Annotated in this window: 20 protein-coding genes and 1 tRNA gene; 8 read left to right on the forward strand and 13 right to left on the reverse strand. The window is 68.3% G+C overall.

Going from position 1 to position 19,811, the window contains the following annotated elements:
- Position 1: 1 nt before the first annotated feature.
- Positions 2-502 (reverse strand): hypothetical protein, encoded by a 501-nt coding sequence (locus FHS42_RS10705; protein ID WP_184571373.1) that lies wholly within the window; start codon positions 500-502, stop codon positions 2-4.
- A 517-nt stretch (positions 503-1,019) separates the two neighbouring features.
- Between FHS42_RS10705 and FHS42_RS10710 the strand changes: the two genes are divergently transcribed.
- From FHS42_RS10710 to FHS42_RS10725, 4 genes are all read left to right on the forward strand, one after another.
- On the forward strand, positions 1,020-2,504 hold the full coding sequence (locus FHS42_RS10710; RefSeq protein ID WP_184571375.1) for an MFS transporter: 1,485 nt from the start codon (positions 1,020-1,022) through the stop codon (positions 2,502-2,504).
- A gap of 280 nt (positions 2,505-2,784) precedes the next feature.
- Entirely contained in the window at positions 2,785-3,375 is a 591-nt protein-coding gene (locus FHS42_RS10715) for an HNH endonuclease signature motif containing protein (RefSeq protein WP_312866819.1), read from the forward strand.
- Positions 3,372-4,235 (forward strand): HNH endonuclease signature motif containing protein, encoded by an 864-nt coding sequence (locus FHS42_RS10720; RefSeq protein WP_312866820.1) that lies wholly within the window; start codon positions 3,372-3,374, stop codon positions 4,233-4,235. The genes FHS42_RS10715 and FHS42_RS10720 overlap by 4 nt, the downstream gene beginning before the upstream one ends.
- A 10-nt stretch (positions 4,236-4,245) precedes the next feature.
- Positions 4,246-4,322, forward strand: a tRNA-Leu gene (locus FHS42_RS10725).
- Positions 4,323-4,363: 41 nt separating this feature from the next.
- Here the strand turns inward: FHS42_RS10725 and rdgB are convergent.
- The 4 genes from rdgB to FHS42_RS10745 form a co-directional block, all read right to left on the reverse strand.
- Entirely contained in the window at positions 4,364-4,966 is a 603-nt protein-coding gene (gene rdgB / locus FHS42_RS10730; protein WP_184571379.1) for an RdgB/HAM1 family non-canonical purine NTP pyrophosphatase, read from the reverse strand.
- A gap of 279 nt (positions 4,967-5,245) precedes the next feature.
- Positions 5,246-5,638, reverse strand: a complete 393-nt coding sequence (locus tag FHS42_RS10735) for a hypothetical protein (protein WP_184571381.1) — start codon at positions 5,636-5,638, stop codon at positions 5,246-5,248.
- Between the two features lie 280 nt (positions 5,639-5,918).
- A complete protein-coding gene (gene rph, locus FHS42_RS10740; protein WP_184571383.1) occupies positions 5,919-6,650 on the reverse strand; it encodes a ribonuclease PH in 732 nt (243 codons plus the stop codon).
- Between the two features lie 302 nt (positions 6,651-6,952).
- Positions 6,953-7,237 carry a PTS sugar transporter subunit IIB gene (locus tag FHS42_RS10745; protein WP_184571385.1) on the reverse strand — a complete coding sequence of 95 codons (285 nt, stop codon included), beginning with the start codon at positions 7,235-7,237 and terminating at the stop codon, positions 6,953-6,955.
- A gap of 161 nt (positions 7,238-7,398) precedes the next feature.
- Here FHS42_RS10745 and FHS42_RS10750 point away from each other — a divergent pair, with 161 nt between their 5' ends.
- Positions 7,399-8,625 carry a PTS transporter subunit EIIC gene (locus FHS42_RS10750; RefSeq protein ID WP_184571387.1) on the forward strand — a complete coding sequence of 409 codons (1,227 nt, stop codon included), beginning with the start codon at positions 7,399-7,401 and terminating at the stop codon, positions 8,623-8,625.
- A 631-nt stretch (positions 8,626-9,256) separates the two neighbouring features.
- A complete protein-coding gene (locus FHS42_RS10755) occupies positions 9,257-10,606 on the forward strand; it encodes a PTS transporter subunit EIIC (protein ID WP_184571389.1) in 1,350 nt (449 codons plus the stop codon).
- Between the two features lie 225 nt (positions 10,607-10,831).
- Here FHS42_RS10755 and FHS42_RS10760 read toward each other — a convergent pair whose 3' ends face one another.
- Positions 10,832-11,584: an MBL fold metallo-hydrolase gene (locus FHS42_RS10760; RefSeq protein ID WP_184571391.1), complete on the reverse strand. Its 753-nt coding sequence runs from the start codon at positions 11,582-11,584 to the stop codon at positions 10,832-10,834.
- A gap of 466 nt (positions 11,585-12,050) precedes the next feature.
- On the opposite strand from FHS42_RS10760, the gene FHS42_RS10765 reads away from it, so the two are divergent.
- Positions 12,051-12,527 (forward strand): type II toxin-antitoxin system PemK/MazF family toxin, encoded by a 477-nt coding sequence (locus FHS42_RS10765; protein WP_184571393.1) that lies wholly within the window; start codon positions 12,051-12,053, stop codon positions 12,525-12,527.
- A gap of 58 nt (positions 12,528-12,585) precedes the next feature.
- Here the strand turns inward: FHS42_RS10765 and FHS42_RS10770 are convergent, their stop codons facing one another.
- The 7 genes from FHS42_RS10770 to clpS all read right to left on the reverse strand — a co-directional run bounded on the left by FHS42_RS10770 (position 12,586) and on the right by clpS (position 18,000).
- Positions 12,586-13,536 carry a PLP-dependent cysteine synthase family protein gene (locus FHS42_RS10770; protein ID WP_184571395.1) on the reverse strand — a complete coding sequence of 317 codons (951 nt, stop codon included), beginning with the start codon at positions 13,534-13,536 and terminating at the stop codon, positions 12,586-12,588.
- The gene (locus FHS42_RS10775; protein WP_184571397.1) at positions 13,536-13,832 is read right to left on the reverse strand and encodes a MoaD/ThiS family protein; all 297 of its coding nucleotides are present in this window, start codon (positions 13,830-13,832) and stop codon (positions 13,536-13,538) included. The genes FHS42_RS10770 and FHS42_RS10775 overlap by 1 nt, the downstream gene beginning before the upstream one ends.
- A gap of 107 nt (positions 13,833-13,939) precedes the next feature.
- Positions 13,940-14,089 carry a putative leader peptide gene (locus FHS42_RS38580; RefSeq protein WP_376772562.1) on the reverse strand — a complete coding sequence of 50 codons (150 nt, stop codon included), beginning with the start codon at positions 14,087-14,089 and terminating at the stop codon, positions 13,940-13,942.
- 167 nt (positions 14,090-14,256) lie between these two features.
- Positions 14,257-14,697: a M67 family metallopeptidase gene (locus FHS42_RS10780; RefSeq protein ID WP_184571399.1), complete on the reverse strand. Its 441-nt coding sequence runs from the start codon at positions 14,695-14,697 to the stop codon at positions 14,257-14,259.
- A gap of 260 nt (positions 14,698-14,957) precedes the next feature.
- Positions 14,958-16,577, reverse strand: a complete 1,620-nt coding sequence (locus FHS42_RS10785) for an amino acid permease (protein WP_246494462.1) — start codon at positions 16,575-16,577, stop codon at positions 14,958-14,960.
- A 533-nt stretch (positions 16,578-17,110) separates the two neighbouring features.
- Complete coding sequence (locus tag FHS42_RS10790) at positions 17,111-17,695, reverse strand: DUF2017 domain-containing protein (RefSeq protein WP_184571401.1); 585 nt, start codon at positions 17,693-17,695, stop codon at positions 17,111-17,113.
- Positions 17,695-18,000 (reverse strand): ATP-dependent Clp protease adapter ClpS, encoded by a 306-nt coding sequence (clpS, locus tag FHS42_RS10795; protein ID WP_246494552.1) that lies wholly within the window; start codon positions 17,998-18,000, stop codon positions 17,695-17,697. The genes FHS42_RS10790 and clpS overlap by 1 nt, the downstream gene beginning before the upstream one ends.
- Positions 18,001-18,298: 298 nt before the next feature.
- Between clpS and FHS42_RS10800 the strand changes: the two genes are divergently transcribed.
- A complete protein-coding gene (locus tag FHS42_RS10800) occupies positions 18,299-19,606 on the forward strand; it encodes a nicotinate phosphoribosyltransferase (protein ID WP_184571664.1) in 1,308 nt (435 codons plus the stop codon).
- Positions 19,607-19,811 lie beyond the last annotated feature (205 nt).

The raw sequence follows: 19,811 nt of genomic DNA on the forward strand, positions 1-19,811 counted from the left end.
ATCAGGCGATCGAGTACGTCTCCGACGAGTCCCCGAACGGGGTGGGCCCGAAATAGGTCACCGAAAGGCCGGTGAAGGCCAGTTCGCCGTCCACGTTCTTCGGCCCGTACAGCGAGAACTCGGCGCGATAGCTCACCGGGGCGGCGCCCGTGGCCCCGGACACCTGCACCACGCCGGTGCCGTTCGCGCCATCGGATGCGTAGCGCTCCCAGCGCACCTCGCTGGCCACCACTCCGCCATCGGGGCACATCAAGGTGATGATCTCCGGCTTGAGCACCGGCTTGTCCTGGCCGCAGTCCCGTACCCCGGGCAGCCCCGCCGCCTTGACCCGGTCCGGCTTCGACGCCTGCACGGCCGCCGTCCTCGGAGCCTCCTGCATCGCATCGGCCGCCTTACCCGTACGCATCAGCCACACCCCACCGAAGGCCAGCGCGGTCACCATGGCGAAGGTCACCAGGGCGGCCCGTGCACGGGCCCAGCGCCGGAGCGGACGCTCGGTCATCGATTCTCTTTTCTCAGCGGAACGGGTACGGCCGTACGGCTGTACCGCTGTGCAGCCCTGAGTGTTCCACCCACACACCGCCACACGGGCGAGAAAGCCCGCGCGCAAGCGGCCGGTATGACGAGACGCGGCGGCGAGCCGTCAGGAACCGCCCGCGGTGCGAGGTAGCCGACACTCCCGGACACTCTTGCGCAACGGACACACAAATCCATGGCCACCGCCCCTCGGTCAGCGCGCAATGGCGTAAAGATCGCGTAACAGCAGGCGCCCGACCCGGGCCGCGGGCCCACACACCCACGCCGAACGCGGCGACCGCCCGCCGCGCCGCCACCCGACCAGCGAGCTGCCCAGGGGCCCGAAGCTCGGCTGGCCAAGCGCCCGGATGGCTCGCTCAATGTGAGCAATCTCCTCATACCTGGGACAAGGGGTTTGATCACCCCCGATCGGGTGCAGCAGCTCCAGTCGTACGAAAGCCGCACCTCACGCGGCTCGAAGCACACGAAGGGAAGGGCGAGTCGTGTCCACTGGCACACCCCCCGATGACGCCACGCTGGACCCGGAGGCCGTCAGACGCCACCGTCCGCTGTTCCGGGCCATCGCCCGCCGCAAAAACCCCAAACTGCGGCGGACCGACATCACGGTGACCGACGAGAAGACGGTGCGCCGCGCGGTCAAGGCGGCGGCGCTCGGCAATGCCATGGAGTGGTTCGACTTCGGCATCTACAGCTATCTCGCGGTCACCATCGGGCACGTCTTCTTCCCGTCCGGCAACGACACGATGCAGTTGCTGTCGTCGTTCGCGACCTTCGCCGTGGCCTTCTTGGTACGACCGCTCGGCGGGCTCTACTTCGGGCCACTGGGCGACCGAGTCGGTCGCAAGAAGGTGCTCGCGCTCACCATGATTTTGATGGCGCTCGGCACCTTCTGCATCGGGCTCGTCCCCTCCTACTCCACGATCGGCTTCTGGGCGCCGGTCCTGCTGATCTTCTTCCGGCTGGTCCAGGGCTTTTCGACCGGCGGCGAGTACGGAGGTGCCTCGACCTTCATCGCCGAGTACGCGCCCGACAAGAGGCGCGGCTACTTCGGCAGTTTCCTGGAGCTGGGCACCTTGGCCGGTTACGCCGGAGCGGCCGGACTGGTGGTCGGGCTGACCGAGTGGCTGGGCGACGGCACGATGGAGGACTGGGGCTGGCGGGTGCCGTTCCTGGTCGCGGGCCCGCTGGGGCTCGTGGGCCTCTACCTGCGGCTCAAGCTGGAGGAGACGCCCGCCTTCCAACGTCTCGAAGAGGAGATGGCGGACGAGCACATCACCAACGAGGGCACCGAACTCAAGGAGATCTTCGTCGCACAGTGGCAGCGCCTGCTGTTGTGCGTGGTGCTCGTGGCCGCGTACAACATCTGCCACTACATGCTGCTCTCCTACATGCCCACCTACCTCACAGACGAGCTCGGCTACGACGACTCGCACGGTCTGTTGATCCTGGTCGGCGCCATGCTCGTGCTGATGTGCCTGGTCAACCAGGTCGGCAGGCTCAACGACCGAATCGGCCGCAAGCCCCTGCTCGCGGCGGGCATGGGTGGCTTCGTGGTGCTGTCCATGCCGGCCTTCTGGCTGCTCCAGCAGGGCAGCTTCGTGGCCGTCAGTTGCGGCATGTTGATGTTGGGCCTGCCCCTGGTGTGTCTGCTCGGCACGATGTCCGCCGTCCTGCCCGCCCTGTTCGCGACGAACGTCCGCTACGGCTCCCTGTCCATCGGCTACAACCTCGCCGCGTCCTTGTTCGGCGGCACCACCCCGCTGGTCATCACCGGTCTGATCAGCATCACCGGCAGCGACATGATGCCCGCCGCCTACGCGATGGTGGCGGCCCTGATCGGGTTGATCGCCGTCACCTTCATCAAGGAGACCGCCCGGCAACCCCTGGAGGGCTCCCAGCCCTCGGTCTCCACCCACGAGGAGGCCGTGGAGATGGTGACGTCCCAATCCCCCGACCCCAAGTTCTAACCCCCCTCACCGCGCACCGACTCCAAGGCACGCGATCCCCGCTCGTCGGGCGGGTGCGTGACCGCCGGGCCGAAACTGGGCCCCGGACGGCGTAACCTACCCGCCCCCGGCTCGTTAGTGAGTTCGAGGCTGCAACAAGCGGCCGTACCCCTGAAGTAGCGACCACCACCACGGTGAGCGACCCGGGACACGGCCAGACCCCGCACGTTCCCTCACCACGATCGACGGGAAGAGGGAACGGGGCATGGGGGCTCGGTATGTGCGGGAGGGGCTTGTCCATGTGGTGCGCGAGGCGCAGACGATCGATGAGGTCGTACGCGCCTGCGGCGGCCAACCGAGCAAGGACAGCCGGCGATATCTGCGAAAGAAGCTCGCGGCAGCAGGGATCGATGCCTCGCATCTTCGCGTTTCCGGCATCCGCCACACCGAGGAGCGATTACGTGCCGCGGTCGCCCATTCCACCAGCGTGGCCGAAGTGGTGCGCCGCCTGGGCATCCACCAGGTAGGTGGCAATCACGCGCATATCAGTCGGCGGATCAGGTCCCTCGGTATCGACACCTTGCACTTCACGGCGCAGGGCCCTGAGCGCCGGAGGAGGCGGCGGCCGGACCCGCTGGTCCTGGGGTCCCCGGCGGACGGCAGAACATCGGGCGAGCGATTGCGTGCAGCGCTGATCCGGCGCGGCCGTCCCGAGTTCTGCGCGATGTGCGGCACGGGCACCGAATGGAACGAAAAACCGCTGCGCCTGGAGGTTGACCACCGCAACGCCAACTGGTGGGACAACCGCCCCGAGAATCTTCGGTTGTTGTGTCCCAACTGCCATTCCGTGACCGACACCTACCGTGGGCGCCGGCGGGGGAACGCGCCGTGACGTCGAGCAGCCCGTATGCACGTGACGTGCTGGCGCGTACCGCTCCGGCCGCCACCAGCCTCGTGGACATGCTGCGCAAGCTCGGGGTCCCCGTGAGCAGCGGTCCATGCCGATATCTACGCGACCGACTACGGCACTACGACATCGATACCGCGCACTTCGTCAGCGAACCGCTGCCTGCGCGGCCACGCATGGCGTACTCCAAAAGAACCCTCGAAGAAGCAGCGGCGAACAGCCACGACATCCGGGGAATGCTCGACTACCTGGGTGTTCCGCCCTATGACAGCGCCTACGGCTATCTCCATCGCAGGCTGCGGCAGTTTGAGATCGATACCTCGCACTTCACCGGCCGAGGAGCGGGGCGACCGCGACTCATTGCGTACGACGATCTTCGTAAAGCGGTCGCCGAGTCACGCAGTCTGGCCGAGGTGTTGCGCACGCTCGGCCTGTCCCGCAGCGGCGCCAACGGAACGCTGCTGCGGCGCAGCCTCGTGGCCCACGGCATCTCCACGGCCCATTTCGTGGGCCAGGGACATCACCCTGCCGGTCGGCCGCGCCCACGCACATCCGCCGGGCAGATTTTGCGCCGGCTTCCTCCAGGTTCTGCCCGCACCAAGACGGCGCTGCTGCGGCGTGCGCTGGATGAATGCGGTGCGCCCCACGTCTGTGCCGAGTGTGGGGTGGGCGACTTGTGGCAAGCCAGACGGCTCGTGCTGGAGATCGATCACCTCAACGGCGATCGGCTCGACAACCGCATCGGCAACCTTCGCTACCTCTGCCCGTCGTGTCACAGTCAGACCAGTGGTTTTGCGCGCCACCCACGGCCCTCGACGACAACCCGGGATGGCACAGTAAAGTAGGTGGCGCTGCGGGCCCGTACCCCAGCGGCTAGAGGGTGCCGGTTTAGGTCCGGTATGTCGTGGGTTCGAATCCCACCGGGCTCACCAGCGGGGCGTGGCGCGACACCGTGCCACGCCCCGAGGTGTTCTCAGCCCACCAACTCCCGCACCGCCGGCACCAGCCCGCGAAACGCCTTCCCCCGGTGGCTGATGGCGTTCTTCTCGTCCGGGGTCAGTTCCGCGCAGGTGCGTGTCTCGCCGAGCGGCTGGAGGATCGGGTCGTAGCCGAAGCCGCCGGTGCCCGATCGTGCGTGGCGCAGGGTGCCTTCCAGGCGGCCTTCCACTACGCGCTCGGTGCCATCGGGCAGGGCGAGGGCCGCCGCGCAGGCGAAGTGGGCGGCCCGGTGAGGGTCGGCGATGTCGCCGAGCTGGGCTAGGAGGAGGTCAAGGTTGGCCTGATCGTCGCCGTGCCGGCCCGCCCAGCGGGCGGAGAAGATGCCCGGGGCGCCACCGAGGACGTTCACACACAGCCCCGAGTCGTCGGCCACCGCGGGCAGCCCGGTCGCCTTCGCCAAGGTGTGCGCCTTGAGCAGCGCGTTCTGCGCGAAGGTGACTCCGGTCTCCTTGACGTCGGGAATCTCGGGATAAGCATCGGCACCGACAAGCTCGACGTCCAAGCCTGCGGCGGTGAGGATCGAGTGCAGCTCGGTGACCTTGTGGGCGTTACGGGTGGCAAGGATGAGGCGCTTCATGCTCGTGATTATCCGGGCCGGTGAACGGGCTGGTTGCTCCGGCCCGCCCTCCCCCAGCCCGCTGCGCCTGTCTCGCAGGCCCCGTCAGAGCCCGTCAAAGCCCGTGAAGCCCGTCGAGCCCCACGAACCGGCCCTCTTTCGACCTCGACCTCGAACGTCGCTCGCCAGGCTCGCCCCCATCGCACCCCCACGCCCCATGCCGTACGCCGCCGCCACATGCCGCACGGCACGCTGGTGCCGTAGGCGGCCCGCCCCGCACCGTTATCCGGGGGTGCGAAGTTATCCGGGGGTGCAGACGTTCGTGAGCTCCTTGGCGGCGTCGCCAACGGGCGACAGGTCGGGGTTCTTGTCGTTCTTGATGGCCGTGGACACGTTCTCGACGGCCTGGTCGAGGTGTTTGACCGCCTTTTCGACGTCGGCGTTGTCGGTCTTGTCGCCGAGCTTGTCGATGTCTCTGTCGAGCTCGTCCAGGGCCTTGTCGGCCTGCCGGGGGTTCTCCGCGGAGTCCGTCACGGCGCGCTGAAGGTCGTCGATGTCCTGTGAGATGTCAACCGCGAGCTCCGCGCAGTCGATGGCCTTGTCCACCTCGTCACAGCTCACCATCAGCGGCACGGTCAGCACGACGGCGGCTACGGCAGTGACGACGGTGGCGATACGGCGGCGCGTGGCCATAGAACGGTCCCCTCCCAGCGGGTACGCGCGGGCCCCAACGTTGTCCCGGTTCCCGCGCCTGACACCTCACTAAACGCCGCCGGGGACACCGATGGTTGCTCGGCTAGGGGAGCAAACAAGCCAGGCACGGCGCACCAGGCGCGACGAAGGCCCCGCGCCCACCGCGTCACCGACCCACCGCGCCACCGCGCCACCGACTCGCGGACCGATTCACCGCACCACCAACCCGCGGACCGCACCACCGACCCAGACGTCCCGACCCGCGGCGACCGGTTCGCCGTTAGCCTGCCGCGGCGAGTGCCGCGCGCTGCAACGTGGCCAGTTCGCCGCAGCCGCCGGTCGCGAGGTCGAGCAGTCCGTTGAGTTCGGCGCGGGCGAAGGGCTCGCCCTCGGCGGTGCCCTGGACCTCGACGAAGCGTCCGTCGCCGGTGCAGACCACGTTCATGTCGGTCTCGGCTCGCACGTCTTCCTCGTACGCGAGGTCCAGTAGCGGCATTCCGTCCACGATGCCGACGCTGACGGCTGCGACCGTGCCGGTCAGCGGCTGGCGACTGGCCCTGATCAGCTTCTTGCCGTGGGCCCACGCGATCGCGTCGGCGAGGGCCACGTACGCGCCGGTGATGGCGGCCGTCCGCGTGCCGCCGTCTGCTTGGAGGACATCGCAGTCGAGCACGATGGTGTTTTCGCCGAGCGCCTTGTAGTCGATCACGGCGCGCAGCGAGCGGCCGATGAGGCGGGAGATCTCGTGCGTACGGCCGCCGATCTTGCCGCGTACGGACTCGCGGTCGCCGCGGGTGTTGGTGGCGCGCGGCAGCATCGCGTACTCGGCGGTGACCCAGCCTTCGCCGCTGCCCTTGCGCCAGCGCGGCACGCCCTCGGTGAAGCTCGCGGTGCACAGCACGCGGGTGTCTCCGAAGGAGACGAGGACGGAGCCCTCGGCGTGCTTGCTCCAGGAGCGTTCGATGGTTACGGGGCGGAGCTGTTCGGGGGTTCGGCCGTCGATGCGAGACATGCCCCCGAGCCTATCGGCAATGCGGCGGGCCTCGTTCCGTGCGGAACGCCCCGCGGAGGGGGTGTGCCGCCCGATGCGAGGCCCGCCGTGGGTCCCGGTGCGGGAGTGGCCCATGTCGCCCTGGTGGCCGGGCAGTTGGCGCCGGCCGTGTGAGCAGTCCCGCAGGGCGCGAGGGGGCCTTGGTGGCCTGGGTGCTGGTGGCGCCGAAGGGGCCGGTGACGCGGGAGGGCGTCGGTGGGCGGGAGGGGCGCGAGGTCAGCGGCCGGGGGGTGGGGTGAGGGGTACGCCGGTGGGGGCGTGGCTCACATCATGTCTTCGATCTCGGCGGCGATCGGGTCGGCGTCGGTGCCGATGACGACCTGGATCGCGGTGCCCATCTTCACGACACCGTGCGCTCCGGCGGCCTTGAGGGCGACCTCATCGACCAGGGAGGCGTCGCTGACCTCGGTGCGGAGGCGGGTGATGCAGCCCTCGACCTCTTCGATGTTGTCGAGGCCGCCGAGCCCGGCGACGATCTTCTCAGCCTTGCTGGCCATGTCCACTCCTGTTTTCTCGGCCCTTCGGCGGTCCCGCCGAGCGTTTGTCATACCGTAACGCACGTTCAGACCAACTTCGCGGGCATATGTCCGTTACTTAACGAAGGATGGCGATCACCCGCCGCGGTCCGGGCATGCCCCTACCGCGGCGATATGTGGTCTACACCAGTATGCGCCAAGGGCGGGCATCAACTGCCGCCGGGAGGACGGTCATGAGCGTAAGCAGCGCGACGGCGGCGCGGAAGTCATGGACGTCATCGTTCCTCCAGGGTTTGCAGAAGCTGGGGCGCAGCCTCCAGTTGCCGATTGCCGTGCTTCCCGCGGCCGGCATCCTCAACCGGCTCGGGCAAAAGGACGTCTTCGGTTCCGACGGGCTTGGCTGGGAGAACGTGGCGAAGGTCTTCGCGGGCGCGGGCGGCGCGCTGCTCGATCCGGTGCTTGGGCTGCCGCTTTTGTTTTGTGTGGGCGTCGCGATTGGCATGGCGAAGAAGGCGGACGGCTCCACGGCGCTCGCCGCCGTCGCGGGCTTCCTCGTCTATCACAACGTGCTGGCACAGTTCCCCGATGACGGTGAGCCGCAGAATCCTGGGGTCTTCGGCGGCATCGTCCTTGGCCTGCTCAGCGCGCGGGTGTGGCAGCGCTATCACCGCACCAAGCTGGTGGACTGGCTCGGCTTCTTCAATGGCCGGCGCCTCGTTCCAATCATGATGGCGTTCGGCGGACTGCTGTTCGCTTCCTTGTGCCTGTGGATTTGGCCGCCGGTGGGTGATGCGCTGGTGAGCTTCAGTGACTGGTTGACCGGCCTTGGCTCTTGGGGCTCGGGCATCTTCGGTGTCGCCAACCGGGCGCTGCTGACGGTGGGGCTGCATCAGTTCCTCAATACGTTCGTCTGGTTCCAGTACGGGGACTACACCGCGTCCGATGGCACGACGTACCAGGGCGACATCAACCGTTTCCTCAATGGCGACCCGAGCGCGGGCATCTTCACCTCCGGCTTCTTTCCGATCATGATGTTCGCGCTGCCCGCCGCCGCGCTGGCCATGGCGCACTGCGCCCGCCCCGACCGCCGTAAGGAGGTCGGCGGCATGATGCTGTCGGTCGGCCTGACCTCTCTGGTGACGGGCATTACGGAGCCGATCGAGTATTCCTTCCTGTTTGTGGCGCCAGCGCTGTACGCGGTGCACGCGGTGCTCACGGGGGTGTCGATGGCGGTGACCTGGGCGCTTGGCATCCATGACGGGTTCAGCTTCTCGGCCGGTCTGATCGACTACGTCATCAACTGGAGCCTCGCCACCAAGCCCTGGCTGATCATTCCGATCGGACTGTGTTTCGCGGTCGTGTACTACGTGCTGTTCCGTCTCATCATTCTTAAATTCGACCTGCCCACTCCGGGCCGCGAAGCGGACGCGGAGGAGATGGAGAAGGAGAACGTGAAGTAGCGGCGGCGGACGGGCCGCCGCACGAGAGCCCCTAGGACCCGGGGGCCGCCGCGCGACAGCCCCCGGCACCCGGCGACCTAGGGCCGGGAACGCGCCCCTGCGCACCCCGCTCGGACCGAGCCGCGCAGCCTGCCGAAGCCACGGCGTGCACCCACGCGCAACCCGCCGCAGCCGAGGCCGTGCGCCCACGCGCAACCCGCCGGGACCGAGCCGGGTACCCCCGCGCAACCCATCGTGGCCATCCGCGCGCCGCGTAGCCCGTACGCTCTTCCCCGCAGCCCCGCACACAGACCGATCGCAGATCCGCACGCAGCCCCGTACGCGGCGCGACCGTGGACCCGCGCGCAAACCCGGCCGAAAACCGGCTGAAAGCCGACCAATAGCCGACAGAAAGCCGACAGAAAGCCGGCTGCTAGCAACGCCGTGGGGCGCGGCTGCCGAGCGACGCCGGCGCTGGACGCACCGCGTTCTCCAGCGGTGGACACCCGTCACACACAGTGGTCCAGTCCACTGAAAACTGGTGATTCCCTTCCCGGTATGTCCGTGCTAAAAATGGTCTAAACCACTGAGGTGGAGCAGCCAGGAAGCGGGCAATTTCCCCTGAGAGCCCGCCTCACGCAGGAGGAATCCCATGAGTACGGCCACCGCCAAGGCGGCCCCCGCGAAAAAGCGGGGCGCAGGCGCCATCCAGGGCATGCAGAAGATCGGCCGCAGCCTTCAGCTTCCGGTGGCCGCTCTGCCCGCCGCCGGCATCCTTAACCGGCTCGGCCAAGACGATGTCTTCGGCAAGGACGGGCTCGGCTGGAACAAGCTCGCCGAGATCTTCGCGCACGCCGGCAACAGCCTCTTCGAGAACCTCGCGCTGCTGTTCTGCGTCGGCGTCGCGATCGGCTTCGCCAAGAAGGCTGACGGCACCACGGCGTTCGCCGCCCTCGTCGGCTTCCTCGTGTACAAGAGCGTGCTGAGCGGCTTCGTCAGCGACGTCACCGACAAGCCGCAGGACCCGGGCGTGCTCGGCGGCATCGTGGTCGGCATCACCGCCGCCGTGCTGTGGCAGAAGTACCACCGCACCCGGCTGCCTGACTGGCTCGGCTTCTTCAGCGGTCGCCGCCTCATCCCGATCCTGATGTCCTTCGCGGGCCTGGGCTACGGCGTGATATTCGGCTACGCGTGGGCCCCGATCGGCGACGGTCTCAACGACTTCGCCCAGTGGCTCTCGGAGAACGGCGCGCTGGGCTCTGGCATCTTCGGTGTCGTCAACCGACTGCTGATCCCCATCGGCATGCACATGCTGATCAACTCGTTCGCGTGGTTCCAGTTCGGTGATTACACCGCGTCGGACGGTCAGACCTACAACGGCGACATCGCACGGTACTTCCACGACGACCCGTCGGCCGGAATGTTCATGACCGGCTTCTTCCCGATCATGATGTTCGCGCTGCCCGCCGCCGCGTTGGCCATCGCGCACTGCGCCCGCCCCGAGCGCCGCAAGGCCGTGATGGGCATGATGATCTCGATCTCGCTGACCGCGTTCGTCACCGGTGTCACCGAGCCGCTTGAGTTCTCCTTCATGTTCTTGGCCCCGGTCCTGTACGGCATCCACGCCGTTCTCACCGGTGTCTCCATGGCGCTGACCTGGGCTCTTGGCATCCGCAGCGGCTTCACCTTCTCCGGTGGCCTCTTCGACTACCTCCTCGGCTGGTCGCACAGCGAGAAGGCGTGGCTGCTGATTCCGATCGGCCTAGCCTTCGCGGCCGTCTACTACGTGGTCTTCCGCTACGCGATCTTGAAGTTCAACATTCCTACGCCAGGCCGCGAACCGGAGGACTCCCTCGACGACGCCGCCGCCGAGGCCCAGGCCGAGGAGCACAAGCAGGCGCGGAAGGCGGCGCGGACCGCCGAGGTCGCAGCGGAGGCACCGGCCCAAGCCACCTCCGCGGAACCGGCGGCCGACGATCCACGGGGCAAGAGCACGACGTAGCGGCCACCCCCCGCCCCGCCGAACACGGCAACGGCACGCGCGGATTCGCGAGGCCATCGCGGCACCCGTAAACCCGCGAGGCCACCGCGTCACCCGAAGGTCCCCGAACCCCCGGTTCGGGGACCTTCGCCGTACTCACCGCTCGTACGGGCGTGAACTGACCTGCATGGGCGCGTACGGGCACGTACTGACGTGCACTGACGCGTACTGGCGTGCGCTGGCGCGTCAGACCTCGTACGTAGCGCCCGCCTTGGCCAGTTCGACCGGGCCATCGAATGCCCCCTGCGCATCGCGCAGGTTGACCTGCGGGTCGGTCCACGGCGGAATGTGGGTGAGCAGCAGCCGTCCCACCCCCGCGCGCTCGGCGTGCTCGCCCGCCTGCCGCCCGTTGAGGTGCAGCTCGGGGATGTCCTCCTTGCCGTGCGTGAATGCGGCCTCGCACAAGAAGAGGTCACAGCCGCGGGCCAGCCGGTGTAGCGCCTTGCACGGGCCGGTGTCGCCGGAGTACGTGAGCGACCTGCCGCCGTACTCGATGCGGAATCCGAACGCCTCGACCGGGTGGCAGACCCGCGCGGTGTGCACGGTGAAGGGACCTGCGGTGAAGGTGCCGGGGGTCAGCGTCCGGAAGTCGAAAACTTCCCGCATGCACTTCTCGTCCGGTACATCGTCGTACGCGGTGACCAGCCGCCGCTCGGTGCCTTCGGGCCCGTATACGGGGATGGCGTCCGCCCGGCCGCCGTCGTGCCGGTAGTAGCGCGCCACAAAGTAGCCGCACATATCGACGCAGTGGTCGGCGTGCAGATGCGAGAGGACGACGGCGTCGAGGTCGTAAAGACCGCAGTGGCGCTGCAACTCGCCGAGGGCACCATTGCCCATGTCGAGCAGCAGCCGGTAGCCGTCGGCCTCAACGAGGTAACTCGAACAGGCCGATTCCGCGGAGGGGAACGACCCCGAGCATCCGACGACGGTGAGCTTCATGAAGCAGGAACCTCCTTGGGGGTACGCCATGCCGAAGTTCCCAGCCCTCGGCATGGGGAACCCCAGGGGGCGAGACCGGGGGGTCATGCGGTGCCCACGAGCGTAAGGCGCGAAAGGGCTGGTCGCTCCTCCGCCAACGCGCGTTGTGGGCGATGTCACCGGTTAGAGCTTCGGTGGGAAAGCGCGGCCGGATCTCGGTCACTCGGACGCCTGGTGCGCCGGCACCTGACGGCCGGGACGGCTACGACGCTCAGGGGGGAACTCGCGCGCGCCGAGGGGTCTATGGGGCGACACCGACCGGGCTGGACAGCCGCATACGGTGAGCGGCTGACGTCGGGCGCCGGTACGGTCGAAGCGATGCTCGTTAGCCCAGCAGCGCAGCAGCCCAGCAATGCAGCAACCCAGCAGCGCAGCAGCGCAGCACGTCGCAGTGCCGTATGCCGCGAGCTGACCGGAGGGAGCCGGTGTGGACGTCTCATGGTGGCTCGCGGGGGCCGCGGTGGTGGTGCTCGCGCTGATCGCCACGGTCAGTGACGGGCTGGGCCGTATCAAGGTGCGATCGCGGGCCAGCGGTCAGCCGCCCGGGCCGGGAGCAGCGGCCGGGCGTGGGCCCGCTCCGGGTGAGATCTGGTGGGCGGTGCTTGTGGAGGACCACGACGACGACGGCGTCCCCGCCGCGGAGGGGCTTGGCCCGTACGACCGGCCCTGCCTGGTCCTGGCGGTTGGCGAGCGGCGCGCCCTGGTCGTGCGGATCGGCAGCGGGTCTCACGAGGAGCGGCCAGGGGCGATTCCGCTGCCGCCCGGCGCGGTGGGTGAGGCGCAGGGGCGGCCGAGCTTCGTGGAGACGGCCGCGCTGCGCGAGGTGCGGCTGGCCGACTTTCGGCGCCGGGTGGGCCGGGCGGACCCGGCACTGTGGGACCAGGTGCGACACCTGGCGCACTAACCGGGGGCCGCCCCGCCGAACTTCCTCGTGTCCCTGCTACTCAGGGTTGCCGAAGCCGTTAGGCCCAGAGCTGGCCTTGCAGCGTGGCGATGGCTTCCTCCGTCGTCGCCGCCGTGTAGACGCCGGTGGACAGGTATTTCCAGCCACCGTCCGCGACGATGAACACGATGTCCGCGCTTTCGCCCGCGCGCTCGGCCTTGCGGGCGACGCCGAGCGCGGCATGCAGGGCCGCACCGGTGGAGACGCCCGCGAAGATGCCTTCTTGGGCGAGGAGTTCACGCGTACGGGTCACCGCGTCCTCGCTGCCCACCGAGAACCGGGTGGTCAGTACGGACTCGTCGTAGAGCTCCGGTACGAAGCCCTCGTCAAGGTTACGCAGGCCGTAGACCACGTCGTCGTAGCGCGGTTCGGCGGCGACGATCCGTACGTCCGGGACGTGCTCGCGCAGATAGCGGCCGACGCCCATCAGGGTGCCGGTGGTGCCGAGTCCCGCGACGAAGTGGGTGATGGAGGGCAGGTCGGCGAGGATCTCGGGTCCCGTGGTGGCGTAGTGCGCGCCCGCGTTGTCCGCGTTGCCGTACTGGTAGAGCATGACCCAGTCGGGGTGCTCGGTGGCCAGTTCCTTGGCGATCCGCACGGCCGTGTTGGAGCCACCCGCTGCCGGCGACGAAATGATCTCAGCGCCCCACATGGCCAGCAGTTGACGGCGTTCCTCGCTGGTGTTCTCCGGCATGACGCACACGATGCGGTAGCCCTTGAGCCTGGCCGCCATGGCGAGCGAGATGCCGGTGTTGCCCGATGTGGGCTCCAGGATGGTGCAGCCCGGGGTCAACCGGCCGTTCTTCTCGGCCTGTTCGATCATGTGGAGCGCGGGGCGGTCCTTGGTCGAACCGGTGGGGTTGCGATCCTCCAGCTTGGCCCAGACCCGCACCTGCGCGGAGGGCGAGAGCCGGGGCAGCCCCACCAGGGGGGTGTTGCCCACGGCGGCCAGGGCACTGTCGTACCGCATCAGACGGCGTCGTTTCCGCTGGGGGCGCCGCCGGCGACGGCCGGCAGGATGGTGACGCTGTCGCCATCGGTGAGCGAGGTCTTGATGCCGCCCAGGAATCGGACGTCCTCGTCGTTGAGGTAGACGTTGATGAAGCGGCGCAGTTCGCCGCCGTCCACGAGGCGGTCGAGGATGCCCGGGTGACGGGTTTCGAGGTCGGCGAAGAGCGCTTCGATGGTGTCCCCGCTGCCTTCGACCTTCTTCTGGTCGGCCGTGTAGGTGCGGAGGATGGTGGGGATGCGGACCTCGATGGCCATGGCTGAGTGCTCCTGTCGGAGTGCGGAACTGCGGGATGACGACTGAACGGCACGCGGCTGCGCGTGGTCGTGCTGCGCGGGGGTGCGGACGGGCGTAGCCGCGATGGTCAGGCGGCGGGGCGCGACGGACAGATGGCGCTGGCGAGGCGGCACAAATCGACGTGCAGCCGCGCCACGAGCAGGGAGCCCGGCGTCCTGGCTGGGTCCGCGGGGCTCACCCCCGGGCACGTCGCGGCATTCACGTCATCGACAACCATGCGCTCATCGTATCGATTCCCGCTCACGCTCTCGGTAGCCCGTCTCGAATGCCGGGATTTTCGGTCGCACGATGTGAGACGCGGGGCGGGCCCGTGAGCCCTCGCCCGCCACACCAGCACCCCGCCCCAGACGGCCGGCGGTCGCGCGGACGACTGTGAGTACGCCTTTAGTACGCCTCGACGACCCGTACGTCTTCCTCGGTGACCACGCCGTCCACGATGCGGAACGAGCGGAATGGGAAGCAGCTGGCGTCGCCGGTGTCGGTGTCGGTGTCGGTGTCGGCGGTGGAGACGAGCACATAGTGAGCGCCGGGCTCGTTCGCGTACGAGATGTCCGTACGGGACGGGTAGGCCTCGGTCGCGGTGTGCGAATGGTAGATGACCACGGGCTCCTCGTCCCGGTCGTCCAGCTCGCGGTAGAGCTTGAGCAGATCACCGGAGTCGAACTCGTAGAAGGTGGGCGAGCGGGCCGCGTTGAGCATCGGGATGAACCGCTCGGGACGGTCGCTGCCCTCCGGGCCCGCGACCACGCCGCACGCCTCGTCGGGGTGGTCGGCGCGGGCGTGCGCAACGATCTGGTCGTGGAGGGCCTGGGTGATGGTCAGCATGGCGACAGCATAAGGAGGCCCGGCGAGCGCCTGCGTACGGGGCAGCGAGCCGGGCCCAAGTGCGGCGGATTCGTCGCTACGGAAGTGGCCCTGGCCGCCCGGCAGCGGGCTGGCCTGCCGTGCCGTGCGCTGGAGCCTCACGCAGCACGCCGGGCCCACCTGTATCGCTTGTCGCGGTACGAGGCGGGCCCGGCGTGTTGGTGCGGTGCGTGCCCCTGCGCTCGTGCGCGGAGCCGCGGCACGGGCGCAGGGGGAACCGATCAGTCCTTGGTGCCCTGGGAGTCGCTGTCGCCAGCGGACCCAGCGGACCCAGCAGAGCCAGTCGGCCCGTCGGGCTTAGTGGACCCAGGTGCGGCAGCGGCCTCAGCGGCCTCAGTGGCCTTGTCCGTCTTGCCGAGGGACAGTGGCGGCTCCTCGTCGCCCCAGTCCGCGGTGGCTGCGGCCATGGAGTAGTCCTTGCGGGCGAACGCCTGCGGGTTGCGGGCCTTCAGCACGAAGTAGCCGATGATCAGCACGGCGGCCCAGACCGGAGCGGCGTACAGCGACACCCGCGAGTCCTCGTCGAAGCCCATCAGCACGATGACCATGCCGATGAAGCACAGAGCGAAGATGCTGGTGTACGGGGCGCCGGGGGCCCGGAAGGTGGACTGCGGCAGCTCCCCGCGGTCGGCCTTGGCCCGATAGCGAAGCTGCGAGCAAAGGATCATGATCCAGGCCCACATGCCGGAGATGGTCGCGAAGGAAACGACGTAGTCGAATGCCTTCGATGGCCACTCGTAGTTGATCCAGACGCCGACCATCATGAGCGCGGCCGAGACGCTGGTACCAAGGAGCGGCAGGCCGTTCTTGGTGAGCCTGCTGAAGAACTTGGGGCCCTGACCGTTGAGCGCCAGGTCCCGCAGCATTCGGCCGGTGGAGTACATGCCGGAGTTGCACGAGGACAGCGCCGCGGTGAGCACCACGAAGTTGACGATGCCCGCGCCCGCCGGCAGGCCGATCTTCGCGAAGGCGGCCACGAAGGGACTGGTGTCGGGGACGAACTCGGTCCAGCTCACCACCGAAAGGATGATGATCAGGGCGCCGAGGTAGAAGACGGCGATGCGCCAGGGCACGGTGTTGATGGCCTTGGGCAGGGTCTTCTTCGGGTTGACCGACTCGCCTGCTGTGACGCCGACGAGTTCGACGGCGAGGAAGGCGAACATCACGATCTGCAAGGTCATCAGCGTGCCGCCGATGCCCTTGGGGAAGAAGCCGCCGTCCGACCACAGGAGGGTGAAGGATGCGGTGTCACCGGCGTCGGAGAAGCCGAGGGTGATCACGCCGAAGCCGATCAGGATCATGCCGAGAATGGCGGTGACCTTAATCATGGAGAACCAGAACTCAAGCTCGCCGAAGAGCTTGACCGAGATCAGGTTCGCGCCGAACAACACGACCGTGAAGACCAGTGCGGACACCCATTGCGGGATGTCCTCCCACCAGTACTGCGTGTACTTCGCTGCGGCGGTAACTTCCGTAATGCCGGTGACAACCCAAAAGAGCCAGTAGGTCCACCCGGTCACAAAACCAAAGAATGGGCCCAGGAACTCCCGGGCGTACTCAGAGAAACTGCCGGAAACGGGGCGATACATCAGCAGTTCGCCCAGTGCCCGCATGATGAAGAAGATGACCAAGCCTGCGACGGCGTAGGCGAGAATGAGGCTGGGGCCCGCCTTGGTGATTGCCTTTCCAGCGCCGAGGAACAGCCCCGTGCCGATGGCGCCACCAATGGCGATCATCTGAATTTGACGGCTTCCCAGCCCGCGCTGGTAGCCCTCGTTGGGCGCGACCCCAGTGGCCTCGCCGCTGTCGTCGTTCCGCGTATCGACCTGCGCTGAGGTCATGAGTGGTGCGCCTTTCTCCATTGCGACCCGGATGATCCGGATCGGGTCCCGATCCCCCCGGATGGAGTCCTGCACGCCGACGGTCGGTCGGCACAGCGCTCCCGCCGCGACAGGGGTGGCGTCGCGGGCGGCAGGTCGTGAAGATTTATCACGAGCCGACGGGTGATCAGTAGAGATGGCTGCGGCGTAGGTCACGAGAAAAATAGGACAAACAACGAGACGCTGGTCGATACCTACCTGCTCGGTGATGGGATCGTTATGCGGATTTGAGAGTCCGTTGAGCGAACACCATGTCGGCAAGTGTCCCGATATGGCGCCCATCACGTCCTCGCGCGTCCCCACCCATCGACGGGCCCACACCACCCATTCGGCGGGGAACACCGCACCGCCACCCCGGCGGAAGGCTCGCCTCCGGTGGCCCGCACCCCCTCCGCGCCGTCCCCCACTCACGCCGTCCCGCACCCGGCCCGTGATGGCCCGCACCCCGCTCCCGGCGGGCCCGCGTGCGGCCTTCGTACGACCGGGTGCGCCGACTACGGCATCAGCGTTTCGATCAGGGACTCCTGCATGCCACCCAGCCACAGGTACGCCATCACCATGGGCTTGCGAGAGTCGGAGTCCGGCAGCGTGTACAGCTCGCCGGCCTCCTCGTCATCGTCGGAGACCTCCAACCGGGCACCGATCGCCAGCCGCAGATCGTTCAGGGCGCCGAGCCACTGCCGGGAGGTCTCCGGGTTCAGCTCAAGGACCGCCCCGCCCTTGCCCAGCGCGTCCAGGGCGTGCACCATCGCCAGCGCGTCCTCCCGCTTACGGGCCCGCAGATCGTTCTCCGTGAAACGGCGAAACTCACCCGCCGCCTCGCGAGTCTTCTCGTCGTCGGCCGCGCCGGGGCCGCCGTACGCATCAGGAAAGAGCCTGGCGAGCGCCGGGTCGGATGGCGGACTGCTGGGCCCTTCGGCGAACAGCGCCGCCAGCGGGTCATCATCGTCGGCCGCCTGGTCGCCGGGGCCGATCAGCTCCAGGAGCTGGACGGCGAGGCTACGCAGGATGGAGATCTCCACCTCGTCCAGCGCGACGGCAGCGCCGCCGCCCGGAAGCGGCTCGAAGTGCCCCGCCATCAGCGGTCCTGCTGAAGGGTCGCCCACAGGCCGAAGCCGTGCATGGCCTGCACGTCGCGCTCCATCTCCTCGCGGCTACCGCTGGAGACGATCGCCCGTCCCTTGTGGTGGACATCCATCATCAGCTGGTGCGCCTTGTCCTTGGGATATCCGAAGTAACTTTGAAAGACATACGTCACATAACTCATGAGATTCACCGGGTCGTTGTGCACCACGGTGACCCAGGGGACATCCGGCTCCGGCACCTCGACGGGCGACTCGCTCGCGTCGGTGCGCTCGATCTCGGTCGGAGCGACGCTGAGCATCGGATGCGGCACGGTGCGTACGGCGACAGCGGATGGACGGAAATGGGCTCTCACCTCCCCCATGCTGCCACCCGGCGTGGTCTGGCGCACAAACGGCCCTAGAAATCGTCACTCTGACGAATATCGGGGGTAGCATCCCCCCAACCGTTCCACCCGAGATGCGAGGTAGACCCCCGTCGTGAACGCTGTGAACGCTGTGAACGCCGCGACCGCTGGGAGCGCCGCAAACGCTGGAAAGCCTGCAAGCACTGGAAAGGCCGCAACTGCTGCGGGCGCCGGAAACGCCGGGGACCTTGGGCTGCCGGTCGATGTGCCATCGACGGCGCTCTTTACCGATCGGTATGAATTCACCATGCTGCAAGCGGCGCTGCGCGGCGGCACCGCGGGGCGTCGCTCGGTCTTCGAGGTCTTCACCCGGCGCCTGCCCGAGGGCCGCCGCTACGGTGTGGTCGCGGGCACTGGGCGCGTGCTGGACGCCGTGGAGAACTTCCGCTTCGACAGCGGCGTCCTCAGCTTTCTGTCCGACCAACGGATCGTTGACGAGACCACGCTGAACTGGCTGGCCGACTATCGCTTCTCCGGCGACATCTGGGGTTACCCCGAGGGAGAGGTGTACTTCCCCGGCTCTCCGCTGATGCGGGTGGAGGGGACGTTCGCTGAAGCGGTGCTTTTGGAGACGGTGATCCTGTCGATCTTCAACCATGACTCGGCCGTCGCCGCCGCCGCGTCGCGGATGTCGGTCGCCGCCGGGGAGCGTCCGCTGATCGAGATGGGTGCCCGGCGCACCCATGAGCTGGCCGCCGTCGCCGCGGCGCGGGCCGCCTACGTCGGCGGCTTCGCGACCACGTCCGATCTCGCGGCGGGATTTCGCTACAACATCCCCACCGTGGGCACCAGCGCGCACGCCTTCACCTTGCTGCACGACAGCGAGCGGGACGCCTTCACCGCACAGGTGGCGTCGCTGGGCAGCGGCACCACGCTGCTCGTGGACACCTACGACGTGGCCGATGCGGTGCGTACCGCGGTCGAGGTCGCCGGGCCCGGTCTTGGTGCCGTACGCATCGACTCCGGGGATCTGCTGTTGCTGGCCCACCGGGTGCGCCAGCAACTCGATGAGCTGGGCGCCGACAAGACCAGGATCGTGGTCACCAGCGATTTGGACGAGTACGCCATCGCCTCGCTGGCCGCGGCGCCGGTGGACGCGTACGGGGTCGGAACCCAGTTGGTCACCGGCAGCGGGCACCCGACGTGCTCCATGGTCTACAAGCTGGTCGCCCGTGCCGAGTCCGACGCCCCCGGGGCGCCCTTGGTGCCGGTCGCGAAGAAATCGATGGGCGGCAAGACCTCCGTTGGCGGGCGCAAGTGGGCCGCGCGCCGCCTGGACGCGGACGGTGTTGCCGAAGCCGAGGTTGTGGGCACTGGTCCGGTGCCGCCCGAGTTGGCGGACCGCAGGCTCCAGGTGGAGTTGGTCCGCGGCGGCGAGGTCGTGGCCCGCGAGCCCCTCGACGCGGCCCGCGACCGGCACATCAGGGCCCGTGCCGGCCTGCCCCTGTCGGCGACCCAGCTCTCCCGCGGCGAGCCGGTGCTCCCAACGGAGTACGTGTGAGGCACGGCGGCTGCCTGGCGTGCGCGGGCTGGGGCCCGTAACAGCTGGGACCCGCACAAAGGCGCCGCTGCCGGACGCACGGGCCGCGCGGCCATCCCGTACGAAGGACGGGCGGCACCCATACGTGTGACGGGGGGTGCTCCCGGGAAGACCAGGTGCGCACGCATCATCGCGCGGCGTAGGTACTCCCCTACGGCCTGCCCAG

It is taken from the genome of Streptomyces zagrosensis (assembly GCF_014203645.1).
Lineage (GTDB): Bacteria > Actinomycetota > Actinomycetes > Streptomycetales > Streptomycetaceae > Streptomyces > Streptomyces zagrosensis.

Bases quoted from the DNA above. Each gene is read 5' to 3' on its own strand.
- FHS42_RS10705 (WP_184571373.1), bottom strand. From the start codon at position 502: ATGACCGAGCGTCCGCTCCGGCGCTGGGCCCGTGCACGGGCCGCCCTG.
- rdgB (WP_184571379.1), bottom strand. From the start codon at position 4,966: ATGAAGCGCCTCATCCTTGCCACCCGTAACGCCCACAAGGTCACCGAG.
- FHS42_RS10735 (WP_184571381.1), bottom strand. From the start codon at position 5,638: ATGGCCACGCGCCGCCGTATCGCCACCGTCGTCACTGCCGTAGCCGCC.
- rph (WP_184571383.1), bottom strand. From the start codon at position 6,650: ATGTCTCGCATCGACGGCCGAACCCCCGAACAGCTCCGCCCCGTAACC.
- FHS42_RS10745 (WP_184571385.1), bottom strand. From the start codon at position 7,237: ATGACAAACGCTCGGCGGGACCGCCGAAGGGCCGAGAAAACAGGAGTG.
- FHS42_RS10750 (WP_184571387.1), top strand. From the start codon at position 7,399: ATGAGCGTAAGCAGCGCGACGGCGGCGCGGAAGTCATGGACGTCATCG.
- FHS42_RS10755 (WP_184571389.1), top strand. From the start codon at position 9,257: ATGAGTACGGCCACCGCCAAGGCGGCCCCCGCGAAAAAGCGGGGCGCA.
- FHS42_RS10760 (WP_184571391.1), bottom strand. From the start codon at position 11,584: ATGAAGCTCACCGTCGTCGGATGCTCGGGGTCGTTCCCCTCCGCGGAA.
- FHS42_RS10770 (WP_184571395.1), bottom strand. From the start codon at position 13,536: ATGCGGTACGACAGTGCCCTGGCCGCCGTGGGCAACACCCCCCTGGTG.
- FHS42_RS10775 (WP_184571397.1), bottom strand. From the start codon at position 13,832: ATGGCCATCGAGGTCCGCATCCCCACCATCCTCCGCACCTACACGGCC.
- FHS42_RS38580 (WP_376772562.1), bottom strand. From the start codon at position 14,089: ATGGTTGTCGATGACGTGAATGCCGCGACGTGCCCGGGGGTGAGCCCC.
- FHS42_RS10780 (WP_184571399.1), bottom strand. From the start codon at position 14,697: ATGCTGACCATCACCCAGGCCCTCCACGACCAGATCGTTGCGCACGCC.
- FHS42_RS10785 (WP_246494462.1), bottom strand. From the start codon at position 16,577: ATGACCTCAGCGCAGGTCGATACGCGGAACGACGACAGCGGCGAGGCC.
- FHS42_RS10790 (WP_184571401.1), bottom strand. From the start codon at position 17,695: ATGGCGGGGCACTTCGAGCCGCTTCCGGGCGGCGGCGCTGCCGTCGCG.
- clpS (WP_246494552.1), bottom strand. From the start codon at position 18,000: ATGCTCAGCGTCGCTCCGACCGAGATCGAGCGCACCGACGCGAGCGAG.